Source organism: Arthrobacter sp. P1_H7, assembly GCF_056405215.1.
The window spans coordinates 165,648-180,760 of the sequence record NZ_JBFUCO010000003.1; the positions used below are offsets into that span (position 1 = coordinate 165,648).

At 67.4% G+C, this 15,113-nt stretch carries 11 protein-coding genes and 1 pseudogene; 8 read left to right on the forward strand and 4 right to left on the reverse strand.

Annotated features, from left to right (window positions below):
• Positions 1-98: 98 nt before the first annotated feature.
• Positions 99-3,911: a multifunctional oxoglutarate decarboxylase/oxoglutarate dehydrogenase thiamine pyrophosphate-binding subunit/dihydrolipoyllysine-residue succinyltransferase subunit gene (locus tag AC1DXI_RS03720; protein ID WP_476937484.1), complete on the reverse strand. Its 3,813-nt coding sequence runs from the start codon at positions 3,909-3,911 to the stop codon at positions 99-101.
• 352 nt (positions 3,912-4,263) lie between these two features.
• On the opposite strand from AC1DXI_RS03720, the gene AC1DXI_RS03725 reads away from it, so the two are divergent.
• The 6 genes from AC1DXI_RS03725 to AC1DXI_RS03750 all read left to right on the forward strand — a co-directional run bounded on the left by AC1DXI_RS03725 (position 4,264) and on the right by AC1DXI_RS03750 (position 11,318).
• Positions 4,264-5,742, forward strand: a complete 1,479-nt coding sequence (locus tag AC1DXI_RS03725) for a GuaB1 family IMP dehydrogenase-related protein (RefSeq protein WP_476937485.1) — start codon at positions 4,264-4,266, stop codon at positions 5,740-5,742.
• Positions 5,743-6,074: 332 nt separating this feature from the next.
• Positions 6,075-7,412, forward strand: coding sequence for a hemolysin family protein (locus AC1DXI_RS03730; protein WP_018775293.1), 1,338 nt, complete (start codon positions 6,075-6,077; stop codon positions 7,410-7,412).
• Positions 7,409-8,473: a hemolysin family protein gene (locus tag AC1DXI_RS03735; RefSeq protein WP_476937486.1), complete on the forward strand. Its 1,065-nt coding sequence runs from the start codon at positions 7,409-7,411 to the stop codon at positions 8,471-8,473. Before AC1DXI_RS03730 ends, AC1DXI_RS03735 begins: the two co-directional genes overlap by 4 nt.
• 132 nt (positions 8,474-8,605) lie before the next feature.
• Positions 8,606-9,565 carry a metal ABC transporter solute-binding protein, Zn/Mn family gene (locus AC1DXI_RS03740; RefSeq protein WP_476937487.1) on the forward strand — a complete coding sequence of 320 codons (960 nt, stop codon included), beginning with the start codon at positions 8,606-8,608 and terminating at the stop codon, positions 9,563-9,565.
• Positions 9,566-9,614: 49 nt separating this feature from the next.
• Positions 9,615-10,430, forward strand: coding sequence for a metal ABC transporter ATP-binding protein (locus AC1DXI_RS03745; protein ID WP_476937488.1), 816 nt, complete (start codon positions 9,615-9,617; stop codon positions 10,428-10,430).
• Entirely contained in the window at positions 10,431-11,318 is an 888-nt protein-coding gene (locus AC1DXI_RS03750; protein ID WP_026538465.1) for a metal ABC transporter permease, read from the forward strand. It begins immediately after the preceding gene.
• On the opposite strand, the gene AC1DXI_RS03755 is transcribed toward AC1DXI_RS03750, so the two are convergent.
• Entirely contained in the window at positions 11,278-11,760 is a 483-nt protein-coding gene (locus AC1DXI_RS03755) for a Fur family transcriptional regulator (protein WP_476937500.1), read from the reverse strand. The two genes, AC1DXI_RS03750 and AC1DXI_RS03755, sit on opposite strands and share 41 nt — an antisense overlap.
• Positions 11,761-11,890: 130 nt before the next feature.
• Between AC1DXI_RS03755 and AC1DXI_RS03760 the strand changes: the two genes are divergently transcribed.
• Positions 11,891-12,547, forward strand: coding sequence for an MBL fold metallo-hydrolase (locus AC1DXI_RS03760; RefSeq protein ID WP_476937489.1), 657 nt, complete (start codon positions 11,891-11,893; stop codon positions 12,545-12,547).
• 62 nt (positions 12,548-12,609) lie between these two features.
• Here the strand turns inward: AC1DXI_RS03760 and AC1DXI_RS03765 are convergent.
• Positions 12,610-13,625 (reverse strand): annotated as a pseudogene (locus AC1DXI_RS03765) (PLP-dependent cysteine synthase family protein).
• A 48-nt stretch (positions 13,626-13,673) separates the two neighbouring features.
• Here AC1DXI_RS03765 and AC1DXI_RS03770 point away from each other — a divergent pair.
• A complete protein-coding gene (locus tag AC1DXI_RS03770; RefSeq protein WP_476937490.1) occupies positions 13,674-14,546 on the forward strand; it encodes a sulfurtransferase in 873 nt (290 codons plus the stop codon).
• 72 nt (positions 14,547-14,618) lie between these two features.
• Here AC1DXI_RS03770 and AC1DXI_RS03775 read toward each other — a convergent pair.
• Positions 14,619-15,113 (reverse strand): HNH endonuclease (locus AC1DXI_RS03775; RefSeq protein ID WP_476937491.1); only part of this gene is annotated, 495 nt, incomplete at its 5' end.

Genomic DNA, 15,113 nt, shown 5'->3' on the forward strand with positions numbered 1-15,113 from the left:
CTTCAACGCTGTCCAACAAGCTGACCACTAATAGTCCATTAAACAGAACCGCCCGGCCGGAGTGTTGTGTTTCAGTCTCCGGCCGGGCAGCAATGCCGCTATTTACGAGCGAATGCCTGCTTCAGCAGGGCGTCCTGTTCTGCCGCGTGGCGCTTCATCGACCCTGCCGCGGTGGAGGCCGAGGCGGGGCGGGAGATGAGGCGGACCCGGCGGTCCAGGGCATCCGGCAGGTTCAGGCCGATGAACGGCCACGGACCCTGGTTGGCCGGTTCGTCCTGTGCCCAGACCACTTCGGCGTTCGGGTACTTTGCCAGCTCGGCGGCGATCTCGTCGGCCGGCAACGGGTACAGTTGCTCGACGCGGACGATCGCCGTGGTCTTGTTTTCGGTCTTCTGCCGGGTTGACAGCAGATCGTAGTACAGGCGTCCGGAGACCAGCAGCACGCGTTCGACGGCGTCGGCCTGCAGCTGCGCGTGCTCCGGAATGACCGGGCGGAACGAGCCGGTGGTGAAGTCCTCCACGGAGGACGCGGCGGCCTTGAGGCGGAGCAGCTGCTTGGGCGTGAAGATGATGAGCGGCTTGCGCGGCCTGCTGTACGCCTGGCGGCGCAGCAGGTGGAAGTGCGAGGCCGACGTCGTGGGGTTGGCCACGATCATGTTCTCTTCGGCGCACATCTGGAGGAAACGCTCGATGCGGGCGGAGGAGTGGTCCGGACCCTGGCCCTCGTAGCCGTGCGGCAGCATGAGAACCAGCGAGGACCGCTGGCCCCATTTCTGCTCGGCCGAGGAAATGAACTCATCGATGATGGTCTGCGCGCCGTTGACGAAGTCACCGAACTGCGCTTCCCAGAGCACCAAAGCATCCGGGCGTTCCACCGAGTAACCGTATTCGAAGCCCATGGCGGCGTATTCGGAGAGCAGCGAATCATAGATCCACAGCTTCGCCTGGTCATCCGAGAGGTGGGACAGCGGCAGCCACTCGTCGCCGTTGGCGCGGTCGTGGAAGACGGCGTGGCGCTGCACGAAGGTGCCGCGGCGCGAGTCCTGGCCGGCGAGCCGGACGGGGACGCCTTCCATGATGAGCGAGCCGAACGCGGCCAGTTCACCAAAGCCCCAGTCGATGCCGCCTTCGCGGGACATCGCCTCACGCTTCTCCAGCAGCTGCTTGAGCTTGGCGTGGACGGTGAAGCCGTCCGGGATATCGGTGTGTGCCTTGCCGATGCGGGCCAGGGTCTCCGCGGAGATCGCGGTGGAGACCGGCGCGCTGACGCCGGAATCGGACTGCTGGGCCATGGGGCGTTCGAGGTCCGATACCGCGGCCGAATCGGCCGTGATGATCGGGATCGGGGACGTCTGGGCCGCGTGGGTTTCCGCGAAGACGCGTTCCAAGCGTTCCTGGTAGTCCCGCAGCAGCTGCTCGGCTTCTTCCTCGGTGATGTCACCGCGGCCGATCAGCGATTCGGTGTACAGCTTGCGGACCGAGCGCTTGGCCTCGATCAGGTTGTACATCAGCGGCTGGGTCATCGAGGGGTCGTCGCCCTCGTTGTGGCCGCGGCGGCGGTAGCAGACCATGTCGATGACAACGTCCTTGTGGAAACGCTGACGGAACTCGTAGGCAAGCTGCCCAATGCGGACCACGGCCTCCGGGTCATCGCCGTTCACGTGGAACACCGGTGCCTGGATCATCTTGGCGACGTCCGTGGAGTACGTAGAGGAACGAGAGGACGACGGCGCGGTGGTGAAGCCGACCTGGTTGTTGACCACGATGTGGATGGTGCCGCCGGTGCGGTAGCCGCGCAGCTGGGAGAGGTTGAGCGTTTCCGCGACGACGCCCTGGCCTGCGAAGGCGGCGTCGCCGTGCACCATGATCGGCAGCACGGGAAACGCCTCGCCCTGGTCCAGGCGGTCCTGCTTGGCGCGGACGATGCCTTCGAGGACGGAGTCGACGGCCTCAAGGTGGGACGGGTTGGCGGCGAGATAGACCTTGGTCTCCTTGCCGTTGTCCGAGGTGAAGGTGCCCTCGGTGCCCAGGTGGTACTTGACGTCGCCGGAGCCCTGCACGGAGCGCGGGTCCTGGGTGCCCTCGAATTCGCGGAAGACCTGCGCGTAGGTCTTGCCCGCGATGTTGGTCAGCACGTTGAGCCGGCCACGGTGGGCCATGCCGATCGCCACTTCGTCGAGTTCGTCGTCGGCGGCGTCGGAGATGATCGCGTCCAGCAGCGGGATCAGGGACTCGCCGCCTTCGAGCGAGAAGCGCTTCTGGCCGACGAACTTCGTCTGCAGGAAGGTCTCGAAGGCCTCGGCGGCGTTGAGCTTGGAGACGATGCGCAGCTGCTCGTCGCGGCTCGGCTTCGAGTACGGGTGCTCCAGCTGGTCCTGGAACCACTTGCGCTCGGCCGGGTCCTGGATGTGCATGTATTCGATGCCGGCGGTGCGGCAGTAGGCATCACGGAGGACGCCGAGGATGTCGCGGAACTTGAGCATCGGCCTGCCGCCGAAGCCGCCGGTGGGCCACTCGCGGTCCAGGTCCCACAGGGTCAGGCCGTAGGTCAGGACGTCGAGGTCCGGGTGCTTGCGCTGGACGTACTCGAGCGGGTCGGTGTCCGCCATGAGGTGGCCGCGCACGCGGTAAGCGTGGATCAGCTGCTGGATACGGGCAACCTTGTTGATCTCGTCGGCCGGGTCCACCTGCAGGTCCGGGCTCCAGCGCACGGGCTCGTAGGGGATACGCAGGGACTCGAAGATCTCGTCGTAGAAGTTCTGCGCGCCCAGCAGGAGCTGGTGCACGAGCTTGAGGAACTCGCCGCTGCCGGCACCCTGGATGACGCGGTGGTCATAGGTGGAGGTCAGCGTGAGGACCTTGCTGATCGCGTTCTGCGCGATGATCTTCTCGCTGGCACCCTGGAACTCGGCCGGGTAGTCCAGCGCGCCGACGCCGATGATGGCGGCCTGGCCCTTGGACAGGCGCGGCACCGAGTGGACGGTGCCGATGCCGCCGGGGTTGGTCAGGGACACGGTGGTGCCCGAGTGGTCGTCCGCGGTCAGCTTGCCGTTGCGGGCGCGCTTGATCAGGTCCTCGTAGGTGTGCCAGAACTCGGAGAAGTTGAGGGTCTCCGCCTTCTTGATGTTCGGGACCATGAGCAGGCGGGTGCCGTCGGGCTTGGGCATGTCGATCGCGATGCCGAAGTTCACATGCGCCGGCTGGACAGCGACCGGCTTACCGTCAATCTCGTCGTAGTAGACGTTCATCGAAGGGAACTGGGACAGGGCACGGATGACGGCGTAGCCGATCAGGTGCGTGAAGGAGACCTTGCCGCCGCGGGCTCGGGCCAAGTTGGAGTTGATGACCACGCGGTTGTCGATCAGGAGCTTCGCCGGGATGGCGCGGACGCTCGTGGCGGTCGGGACTTCCAGGCTGGTTACCATGTTCGAGGCGATGGCCTTGGCCGGGCCGCGCAGGACCGAGACKACGTCTTCTTCGGGTGCCGTCGGGGCCTTGAGGTTCTTGGGCAGCTGCGCCGGGATCGGGGCGGTGCCGGGGCCGGCGTCGGAAGTCTTGGAGCCATCCCGGGCGACGGTGGCAGGGGCTTTCTTGGCTGCGGGCGCAGCGGGTGCGGGCGCAGCCGTGGCGGCGGGAGCTGCGGGGGCCGCGGGCGCTGCCGGCGCAGGTGCTGCCGGAGCGGCGGCGGGCGCTACAACGGGAAGTTCACGGGTGGCAGGATGCACAGCTGTCGCGGTGCCGGACGTTCCGTTGGCGGGAGAGGCGTCACTAGCTTCGAAGGATTCGAACAGGGGCCACCACTTGGAGTCGACCGTGTTCTTGTCCTGCTGGTAACGCTCATACAGTTCGTCAACGAGCCACTCGTTTCCGCCAAATTCCTCTGGTAGACGGTGGCTAGGCTGCTCTGGCACTTGAAATACGCCTCTTCCATGAGTTTGATTCCCTCTGGCTTCCACGGTGCCTCGGCACAACGATTGAGCCAGTCTCTGCGTCCAGTGAACCCAGACCCATGCCAGTCTAGTGAGGATTCTTACCAAACCGCCAATAAGCGTGACCCAAATCATGATCCGCCCCGGCAGCCACTGAATTGCAGAGAAGAAGAGCCGCAGAATCGGCCCGGATTCGGCCCGGACGCGGTGCCCTGCGCGGGGCCGGACGCGGTGCCGGAGGCGGTGCCGGCCCCGTCGGAAACCGCCCTAGAATCAAAGGAGAACCCGTATGTCGCCGACGGTGCCAGCCGCGGGTGCCAGCAAAGGAGCAGCAGTGCGTTTCCTGAATGAGCCCACCACCGATCTGACCTACTCGGACCTCTTCCTGGTCCCGTCCCGGTCCGATGTCACCTCGCGCCTGGACGTCGACCTCGCGGCCGACGACGGGACCGGCTCGGCGATCCCGCTGGTGGCGGCGAACATGACGGCGGTCACGGGGAAGCGGATGGCCGAGACCATGGCCCGCCGCGGCGGCCTTGGTGTCCTGCCGCAGGACGTCCCGCTCGATGTCATCCGTGACGTCACGGCCTGGATCAAGGGACGCCATCCCGTCCTCGAGACCCCCGTCACGCTCGCGCCCACGGACACCGTCATTGATGCCCTCCACCTGATGGGCAAGCGGCCGCACGGGGCCGTCGTGGTGGTGGACGACTCGGGCGCGGTCACCGGTGTTGTCCGCGCCACCGACTGCGAGGGCCAGGACCGTTTCGCGTCGCTGGCCTCCGTCATCCGCCACCAGCCGCTGGTGCTCGACGCCGGACCGCTCGCCGGCGGATTGTTTGGCGGCGGATCGGCGGCCGATGCTGCACAGGCCCTCCGCCGCGCCTTTGAGGCGATGGACGCCGCCGGGACCGACTACGCACCGGTCCAGCAGGACGGCGTCCTGGCCGGCGTGCTCACCCGTAAGGGCGCCCTGCGCGCCACGCTTTACCGGCCGTCCCTGGACGACGACGGCAGGCTGAAGGTCGCCGCCGCCGTCGGAATCAACGGTGACGTGGCCGGGCGGGCCGCCGAATTGCTGGCGGCCGGCGTGAACGTGCTGGTCCTCGACACCGCACACGGCCACCAGCAGAAAATGTTCGACGCCCTGGCCGCCGTGAAGGGTCTCAACCCCGGCGTCCCGGTGGTCGCCGGCAACGTCGTCACCGGCGACGCCACGCGTGAGCTCATCGAGGCCGGGGCGGACATCGTCAAGGTGGGGGTGGGCCCCGGCGCCATGTGCACCACGCGCATGATGACGGCCGTGGGCCGCCCCCAGTTCAGCGCCGTCCTGGAATGCTCCGCCGCGGCCCGGGAAGCCGGCGGCCGGGTATGGGCCGACGGCGGGGTCCGCTACCCGCGCGACGTCGCCCTGGCCCTTGCCGCCGGTGCCAGCCAGGTCATGATCGGCTCCTGGTTTGCCGGCACGCACGAGAGCCCCGGAGACCTGCAGCTCGACGCCTCGGGCCGGCAGTACAAGGAGAGCTTCGGCATGGCGTCCGCCCGGGCGGTTCAGAACCGCAATCAACGCGAGGGAGCCTTTGAAAAGGACCGCAAGGCCCTCTTCGAGGAGGGCATCTCCACCTCCCGCATGTACGTCGACGCGGCGCGGCCCGGCGTCGAGGACCTGCTGGACATGATCACCGCGGGCCTGCGCAGTTCCATGAGCTACGCCGGCGCTGCCGACCTCGCCGCTTTCCGGGAACGTGCCGTGGCAGGCATCCAGTCAGCGGCCGGGTACGAGGAGGGCCGGCCCGTCCCGCAGAGCTGGTGAATCCGTCGCGGCCGGTGGGGCCGGCGGTCGGGGGCTGGCGGCGGCTGCTCCTGTAGACTGAAACTCTTATGGACAGTAAATCTAGGTGCCGGCCTGGGGGCTGTCAGCGGAATACGGAAACCGTTCCCGCGCAGTCCACCCACAGAGCCGGCAAACCCCGTTCACGTGCCCATCATTCTCCGGCCGCACGCCATTCCGGAGCTTTCCAGGAAACAGGGTCGGCCGCCGCCGACCATCCTCCGCGAGGCAGGGTCTTCCAGCAATTACGTCCCCTGCAGCGGCCCTTCTTTTGCGCCTCTGCCGCGGCCGCTGCTGCGGAAGCGGGCCGCTAGATGGAATGGCTACTCCTCGCAGCAGGCCTCCTGCTCATCCTCGGCACCGGCTTCTTTGTTGCCGTGGAATTTTCCCTGGTCGCCTTGGACCAGGCCACTGTGCAGCGGGCCGTTGACACCGGCGACACCGCCGCCGAGCCTCTGCTCAAATGTCTCAAGTCGCTCTCCACCCAGCTCTCCAGCTGCCAGCTGGGCATCACCATGACAACGCTGCTGACCGGCTATGTCATGGAACCGTCCGTGGGCAAGCTGCTCGAGGGTCCCCTCACCGCGCTCGGCGTCCCGCCGGCGGCGGCTGCCTCGCTGTCCCTGGTCCTGGCGATGGCGGTGGCCACCTTGCTCTCCATGGTGATCGGCGAGTTGGTGCCCAAGAACATGGCCATCGCGCTGTCCTTTCCGATCGGCAAGGCCGTGGCCCGGCCGCAGCTGGTGTTCACCGCCATCTTCAAGCCCGCCATCGTGGTGCTCAACGGTTTCTCCAACAAGGTCCTCAACGTCTTCGGCCTGGAGGCCAAGGAGGAAATCTCCGGCGCCCGCACCCCGGCTGAGCTGGCCTCGCTTGTGCGCCGCTCCGCGGCCATGGGCACCCTCGACGCGGGAACGGCCAACTTCATCGCCCGGACCCTGAAGTTCTCCGGGCGGACCGCCGCGGACGTCATGACCCCCCGCATCCGCGTGGAGACCATCGACGCCGACCAGCCGGTCTCGGATATCGTCGAGGCCGCCAAGCGCACCGGATACTCCCGGTTCCCCGTGATCGGCGAGTCCTCCGATGACATCCGCGGCGTAGTCCACATCAAGAAGGCCATCGCCGTGCCCGCGGACCGCCGCGCCAAGCTGCAGGCGGGGGCCATCATGACCGATGTGCTCCGGGTCCCCGAAACCATCCACCTGGACGCCCTCCTCGCCGAACTGCGCGAGGGCAATCTGCAACTGGCCGTCGTCCTGGATGAATACGGCGGAACCGCCGGTATCACCACGCTCGAGGACCTCGTGGAGGAAATTGTCGGGGAAGTGGCCGATGAGCATGACAAGGTCCGGCCGGGCCTGCTCCAAAGCGCCTCGGGGGACTGGTATTTCCCGGGCCTGCTCCGGCCCGATGAACTCTCCGAACAGATCCCGGGCTTGACCGTGCCCGACGAGGCTGCCTACGAAACGGTGGGAGGCTACGTCATGAGCCAGCTCGGCCGCATTGCGGCAGTCGGCGACACAGTCGACGTCGTCGGCGGGACACTCAGCGTGACCCGCATGGACGGCCGCCGGATCGACCGGATCTGTTTCCGGCCCATCCGGGTGTCCGGCGACGGCCAGCCCGCCAGCCAGGCAGGTGCCGCATGAGCGACTGGGCAGGAATCCTGTGGCTTGCGTTCCTCCTGGTGGGCAACGCCTTCTTCGTGGCAGCCGAATTCGCCGTCATGTCGGCCCGCCGCAGCCAGATCGAGCCGCTGGCCGAGGCAGGTTCCAAGCGCGCCCAGACCACGCTGCGGGCGATGGAAAACGTTTCCCTCATGCTCGCCTGCGCCCAGCTCGGCATCACCGTCTGCTCGCTGCTGATCCTGCAGGTGGCCGAGCCCGCGATCCACCACCTCCTGGCTGTGCCGCTGGAAGCGGTGGGCGTCCCCATGGAGGTCGCCGACATTGTGGCCTTCGCCGTCGCCCTGCTCTTGGTGACGTTCCTGCACGTCACCTTCGGTGAAATGGTGCCCAAGAACATCTCCGTGTCCGTCGCGGACAAGGCGGCGCTGCTGCTGGCGCCGCCGCTGATGTTCATCGGGCGGCTCGTCAAACCCGTCATTGCCGCGCTTAACTGGTCCGCGAACCACATCCTGAAGCTGATGCGGATTGAGCCGAAGGACGAGGTGACCTCCACCTTCACCCTTGAAGAAGTGCAGTCGATCGTGCAGGAATCCACCCGCCACGGACTCGTGGACGACGACGCCGGACTCATCACCGGAGCCCTCGAGTTTTCCGAACACACCGCGTCCCATGTGATGGTTCCGCTGGGCAAACTCGTTATGCTCAAGGCGGCCACCACGCCGGTCGAATTCGAAAAGGCAGTGAGCCGGACCGGGTTCTCACGGTTCCCGATGCTCGACGACGACGGCATGCTGGCCGGCTACCTCCACATCAAGGACGTGCTGTCCATCCCGGACGCCGGGTACCACCAGCCAATTGCCGAAAGCCGCATCCGGTCGCTGGCGAACCTCGCCATGGACGACGAAATTGAGCAGGCCATGTCCGTCATGCAGCGCACGGGCTCGCACCTGGCCCGCGTGATCGGACCCGACGGGCTGACCCAGGGAGTGCTGTTCCTCGAAGACGTGATCGAGCAGCTCGTCGGCGAAATCCGGGACGCGACGCAGGCCACCGGCTACCGCAGGCTGGGCCAAGACCAGTAGCGGACTGCCCAGTAGCGGACAGGTGGTAGTACGGCACGACGTGTATCCCTAAATAGGAATGATTCCTATTTAGGGATACACTCGGGCTGTTGCTATTGCTCCTGATTCTCAATAACAGATCCGAGGTTTCCCGTGCGTCGTCCCGCTGCCCGAGCCATGCTGGCTGGCCTTACCGGCTTAGGCCTCCTGCTGACCGCGTGCAGTCCCACGGCGGGCAGCTCGCGGAGGACCGCCGGCGACGGCGTGATCGACGTCGTCGCTTCCACCAGCGTTTACGGCGACATCGTCGCCAGCATCGGCGGCGACAAGGTCCGGGTCAGTTCGATCATCAGCCGCACCAGCCAGGATCCGCACTCCTACGAGGCCACCACGCAGGACAAGCTGGCCGTCTCCAAGGCCGAGCTCGTGGTGGAGAACGGCGGGGGCTACGACGCCTTCATCGACACGCTGGCAACCGACACCGGGCTGGAGCCCGGCAACATCATCAACGCCGTGGACGCCTCGGGCCTGGCCACCGAAAGCCCGGCAGCGGCGAGCCCCGACTCCGCCGGCCATACCCACGAGCACACCGGGCTGAACGAACACGTCTGGTACAGCCTGCCGGCCATGTCCCGACTCGCGGACGCCGTCGCCGACAAGCTGGGCTCGCTGGAACCGGGCTCGGCGCAGACGTTCCGGACCAACGCGGCGGCCTTCAAGGACTCGCTCGGCACCCTGGAAACCAGGCTCGCCGCCATCAAGTCCTCGGCGGGCCACGTGCCCGTGGCCGTCACCGAGCCCGTACCGCTGTATCTGCTCGAGGACGCCGGACTGGAGAACGAGACCCCGGCCGAGTACACGGCGGCGATCGAGGAAGATGCCGATGTCCCGCCCGCCGTGCTCAAAGCCGCTGTCGACCTCGTGGCATCCCGCGGCGTCCGGCTGCTGGCCTACAATACCCAGACCGAGGGACCGCAGACTCTGGCGCTGAAGAGGGCCGCCCAGACCGCCGGCGTCCCGGTCGTGAACTTCAGCGAAACCCTCCCGGACGGCCAGTCCTACCTGCAGTGGATGACCGGGAACGTGGAGAGCATCGGCAAGGCCCTAGGATGATCGCAACAGCGGGAGCAGCAGTCTCCGCGGAAAATCGAGGAAACCGCATTTGACACCGGTAGTGAGCCTCCGCGGCGCCTCCCTGGCGTTCGGCCAACGGACTCTCTGGGAGGGCCTGGACCTGGACATCAATCCGGGTGAATTCTTTGCCGTGCTCGGTCCCAACGGCAGCGGCAAGACCACCTTCCTGAAGGTCCTGCTCGGACTGCAGGAACTGACCACGGGAACGGCCGTGCTCGCCGGCCAGCCCGTTGAGCGGGGAAGCCGCCGGATCGGCTACGTGCCCCAGCAGAAATCGTTCGACCCCGATACCCCCCTGCGCGCCCGCGACCTCGTGGCCCTCGGCGTCGACGGCCACCGCTGGGGCATCCGCCTCGGCGGCGCCAAGGTGAACCGGAAGGTCGACGAACTCCTGGAGCTCGTGGGCGCCACCGACTACGCGAAGGTGCCGGTGGGGCAGCTGTCCGGCGGTGAGCAGCAGCGCCTGCGCGTGGCCCAGGCCCTGGCCACCGATCCCAAAGTGCTGCTGTGCGACGAGCCGTTGCTCTCCCTCGACCTTCAGCACCAGCAGGGCGTCAGCGCGCTGATCAACAAGCAGTGCCGTGAGGCCGACAGCGCCGTGGTGTTCGTGACCCACGAGATCAACCCGATCATGGACTACGTGGACCGGGTCCTGTACCTGGCCGGCGGAAAGTTCCGGGTGGGCACACCCGCAGAGGTCATGACCACCGAGGTGCTCTCAGATTTGTACGACAGCCGTGTTGAAGTCATCCAGGCCAACGGCCGGCTGATCGTCGTCGGGCTGCCGGATGCCGCGACGCACCACCATCTGGACGCGCACTCAGTCGCGGGCGAGGTGGGCTAAGTGGATCTGGGCGACCTGCTGCACTCAATCTTCAACTTCGAAAACTACGGCGAGCTGCTGGTCCTGGTGCAGAACTCCATCTGGGCCGGCGCCGTCCTCGGGCTGCTCGGCGGAATCATGGGCACCTTCGTGATGAAACGCGACCTCGCCTTCGCCGTCCACGGAATCTCGGAGCTCTCCTTTGCCGGTGCGGCGTTCGCGCTGCTGATCGGCGCGGACATTATCCTCGGTTCGCTGGCAGGGTCGGTGCTGGCAGCTCTGGTGCTGGGCGTGATGGGTGTCCGCGCACGGGACAAGAACTCGATCATCGGCGTCATCATGCCCTTCGGGCTTGGCCTGGGCATCCTCTTCCTGTCCCTGTACGAGGGCCGGGCGGCCAACAAATTTGGCCTGCTCACCGGCCAGATCGTGTCGGTCGGAACCGTCCAGCTGCAGGTCCTGGCGGTCGCCGCCGTCGTGGTGATGCTGGCGCTGGCCGCGATCTGGCGGCCGTTGACCTTTGCCAGTGTCGACCCCGACGTCGCCACCGCCCGGGGCGTGCCGGTGCGGGCACTGGCCCTGGGTTTCATGGTGTTGCTGGGGATCAGCGTGGCGCTGTCCATCCAGATTGTGGGCGCCCTGCTGGTGCTGGCCCTGCTGATCACGCCCGCGGCCGCCGCCATGCGCGTCACGTCCTCGCCCCGGCTGGTGGTCACGCTGAGCATCGTCTTTGCGATGACGGCGACCGTCGGAGGCATCCTGCTGGCCCTCGGCGGCCGGCTGCCGATCAGCCCCTATGTGACCACGTTGTCCTTCCTGATCTACGTGGCCTGCCGGATGATCGGCGGCGCACGGGCCAGGCGCGGGCTCAACGGCCGGGTGGTGCGGAGCGCGGCAGCCGCGGCTTAAACGCTCTCGCGCCACTGCGGTGGAATTTCCCCAGGTTTGCCGGCGGCCGCCGGCAGCCGTGCTCATTCGCGATCCGCGCAGCCCAGGCCTCGACCGCCGGGGCTTCCACTTCCACGGCCTTGCCGCAGTTCCGGCACAGCAGGTGGTGGTGGTGCCCGGTGACGGCGCAGCGCCGGTACACTGCTTCGCCGTCGGCGTTGCGCAGGACATCCACCAGCCCGTCGTCGGCGAGGGACTGCAGGATCCGATAGGAGGTGGCGAGGGACACTGCGGTGCCGCGCTCCTGGAGGATGCGGTGCAGTTCCTGGGTGCTGACGAAGTCCGCCAGATCGTCCAGCGCTGCGCTGACGGCCAGTCGCTGCTTGGTGACGCGTTGTTCCTTGCCCTGCACAGGTGCCGGGGCCGGAGTCCGGCTGCTGCCGGTGGTGGCGCCTTGGGACATCGTGGAACTCGCTTCGTCAAAGAATTCGCGGGTGGGACTGGCTGGGGTGGCAATGTCCAAGATTACCAGCGCCCAAGATTGCCAGCGGCGCTCCGTGGACACTGTGACGGCTGGTGCCTAGGCTGGCCGGATGAAGCTGACCAAATTTACTCACGCCTGTGTCCGCCTCGAGCAGGACGGCCGGGTGCTGGTGTTCGACCCGGGCACTTTTTCGGAGACGGAGCAGGCCCTCGCCGGCGCACACACCGTGCTCATCACCCACGAGCACGCGGACCATGTGGACGTCGACGCCGTTGCCGCGGCCTTGCAGTCGAACACCGCCCTTGAGCTGTTCGCCCCCGAGGCGGTGGCCGAGACGCTCCGTGGCAAGGCGCCCGACGCCGGAAGCCGCATCCATGCGGCGGCCGCGGGCGAGGAATTTGAAACTTCGGGCTTCGCGGTCAGGACCTTTGGCGGCCAGCACGCCCTCATCCATCCGCAGATCCCCGTGGTGGCCAACGTCGGCTACCTCGTCGATGGCAACGTCTACCATCCGGGGGACTCCTTCGCGATTCCCGACGGCGTCGACGTGAAGACGCTGCTTGTACCCATCCATGCCCCGTGGAACAAGGTGGGCGAAGTGGTGGATTTTGTTATCGGTGTCCGCGCACCACGGGCCTTCCCGATCCACGACGCGCTCCTGAACGAGTTGGGCCGCGGCCTGGTGGAGGGGCACGTGACCCGGATCGGCGCCAAGTACGGCACCGAGTACCGGCACCTCTCCAGCGGCGATTCAGCGGAGGTTTAGCCTACGCGGACGGGAGCGGCTCGGGCTGCCTGGCGGTTGGGGCTGACTGGCTGGCTGGCGGCTTAGGCCGGCCAGGCGCCAGTCCGGAAGAACTCGCGCAGCACGGCCTCGTGGGGCTCCGGATCCAGGCCGTGGGCGCCCAGCCACTCGGGGTTGTAGTAGTTCCCGGCGTAGCGGTCCCCGGCGTCGCACATCAAGGTCACAACACTGCCCCTGCGGCCCTCCGCGATCATCCCGGCGATGAGCTGCCACGCACCCCAGAGGTTGGTTCCGGTGGACGGGCCCGCGTGCAGACCGGCATGGTCCCTCAGATGCCGCATGGCCGCTACCGACGCGGCGTCGGGAACCTGGATCATGTGGTCGATCACGGCAGGCACAAAGCTCGGCTCCATCCGCGGCCGGCCGATGCCCTCGATGCGGGAGGGCAATCCCGCCGCGGGTGCGGCAGCAGCAGTCCCGCCGGCAGCAGTCCCGCCGGGGCGCTGGTCCCGCCAGTGCCGGCCCCGACCACCACCCAGCGGGGGACCGGGTGCTCCTCCAGCGCCAGCTGGCCGAAAATCGACTCGGCGATGTTGTTGTTCCCGCGCCAGTCCGTGGCCCGTTCTGCGTACGTGAATTGGTCCATGTAGTGCCCGCCCGTGCTGCTGGCCAGATCCGCGGCGGCCTCGTAGACCTCCGAGGCGTGGTCCACCAGGTGGCACGAGCCGCCGAACTGTTCTATCAGGGCGATCTTCTCGCGGCTGGTGGTCCGGGTCATCACGGCGATGAAGGGCAGCCCCAGCAGCTGCGCAAAATAGGCTTCCGAGACGGCGGTGCTGCCGCTGGATGCCTCCACGATTGTGGTGCCTTCGCGGATCCAGCCGTTGACGAGGCCGAAAAGGAACAGCGAACGCGCCAGCCGGTGCTTGAGGCTGCCAGTGCGGTGGGTGGATTCGTCCTTCAGGTACAGCTGCACGCCCCAGTGGTCCGGGAGCGGTACCGAATACAGGTGGGTGTCGGCAGAGCGGTTGTTTTCGGCATTGATCCGGCGGACGGCTTCGTCGGCCCAGGCCCGGTCCTGCTGGTGCGTGGTGTTCACCGCTACAGCCTACCGGGGGCGGCGGGACGCCAAAGATAGAGTGGGGAAATGGACACCCTTCTCAATGCTGCTGCCCTGAAGGACCGGATGGCCGGCGCCGTCGAAAGCGGCCGGCGCACAGTGCTCCTCGACGTTCGCTGGGCGCTGGGGGACCCCCACGGTCACGACCACTACTTGCGCGGACACATCCCCGGAGCCGTCTTCGTGGATCTCGCCACCGAACTCGCCGGACCGGCGGAACCGCAACGCGGAAGGCATCCGTTGCCGCCGCTTGGGCAGTTCCAGGAGTCCGCGCGCCGCTGGGGCATCAACGACGGCGATGCGGTCGTAGCGTACGACGACAGCGGCAACATGGCCGCTGCCCGGCTGTGGTGGATGCTCCGCAACGCCGGCTTCAGTTCTGTGTACCTGCTTGACGGCGGCCTGGCCGCCTGGCGGGCAGCCGGGTTCGAGCTGGCGGCGGGACCCGAACAGCCGGCACCCGGAAACGTCACGCTGTCCGACGGCGCCATGCCCGCGATCGACGCCGGACAGGCCGCCACCTGGGGCCGGCGGGGGCTGCTGTTGGACGCCCGGGCGGGGGAGCGGTACCGCGGGGAAATCGAGCCCGTGGATCCCCGCGCCGGCCATATTCCCGGGGCCGTCAGTGCCCCCACCATCGGGAACCTGGACGCGGACGGGCGCTTCCTGGCCCCGGCCGAGCTGCGCGAGCGCTTCGAACGGCTCGGCTACCGGCCCGGTGTCCCCACCGCCGTGTACTGCGGATCCGGAGTGACGGCGGCCCATGAAATCGCCGCCCTCGAGATTGCCGGCTTTTCCGCTGCCCTCTACCCTGGGTCGTTTTCGGAGTGGTGCCACGCTGCTTCGAACGATGTTGTCACCGGGCCGGAACCGTACGGCGAGCAGACGGCTTCACACTAAACGCCAGCAGGACTACCGGACGGCCGAGCAGGTAGTCAGAACGCCTCCAGTTCCTCGGGCAGTCAATGACTCCTAGGCTGCGGCTGCCACTTTGGGCTTTCCGCGCCGCAGCGTTTTGGCGTGGTGCCGGAGCTGGCGGCGGTGGCGGGAACCCGGCTGGTCTGTGGAAGATGGCTGAAGCGTAGTGCCCGGCAGGGGTGGTGCGGTGGAGTGGTAGGTGTGGCCGGTCGGTGTGGTGAGTTCGATGGTGTGCCTCCTGTTCCTGCCGTTGCCGGGTTCTGCTTCAGGGCTGGGGCGTGCGGTCCAGCCGGGGGTTTCTTTGGTGTGGTTGCAGGCTTCGCAGAGTCCGGCGCCGTTGTCTGCGGTGGTCGGCCCACCGTCGTGCCAGGGAATGATGTGGTCCAGGTGGCGGATCGGGGCGTCGCAGTAGGGGGTGCGGCAGGTGTCGTCCCTGGTTTGGATGAAGCGGCGGAGGCCGGGCGGGAAGAGCCGGGCGCGGGCGTCCATGGCGATGAGCTCTCCGGTGCGCGGGTGGGTGTAGAGCCGGCGGAGCCAGAGCCGGAACGC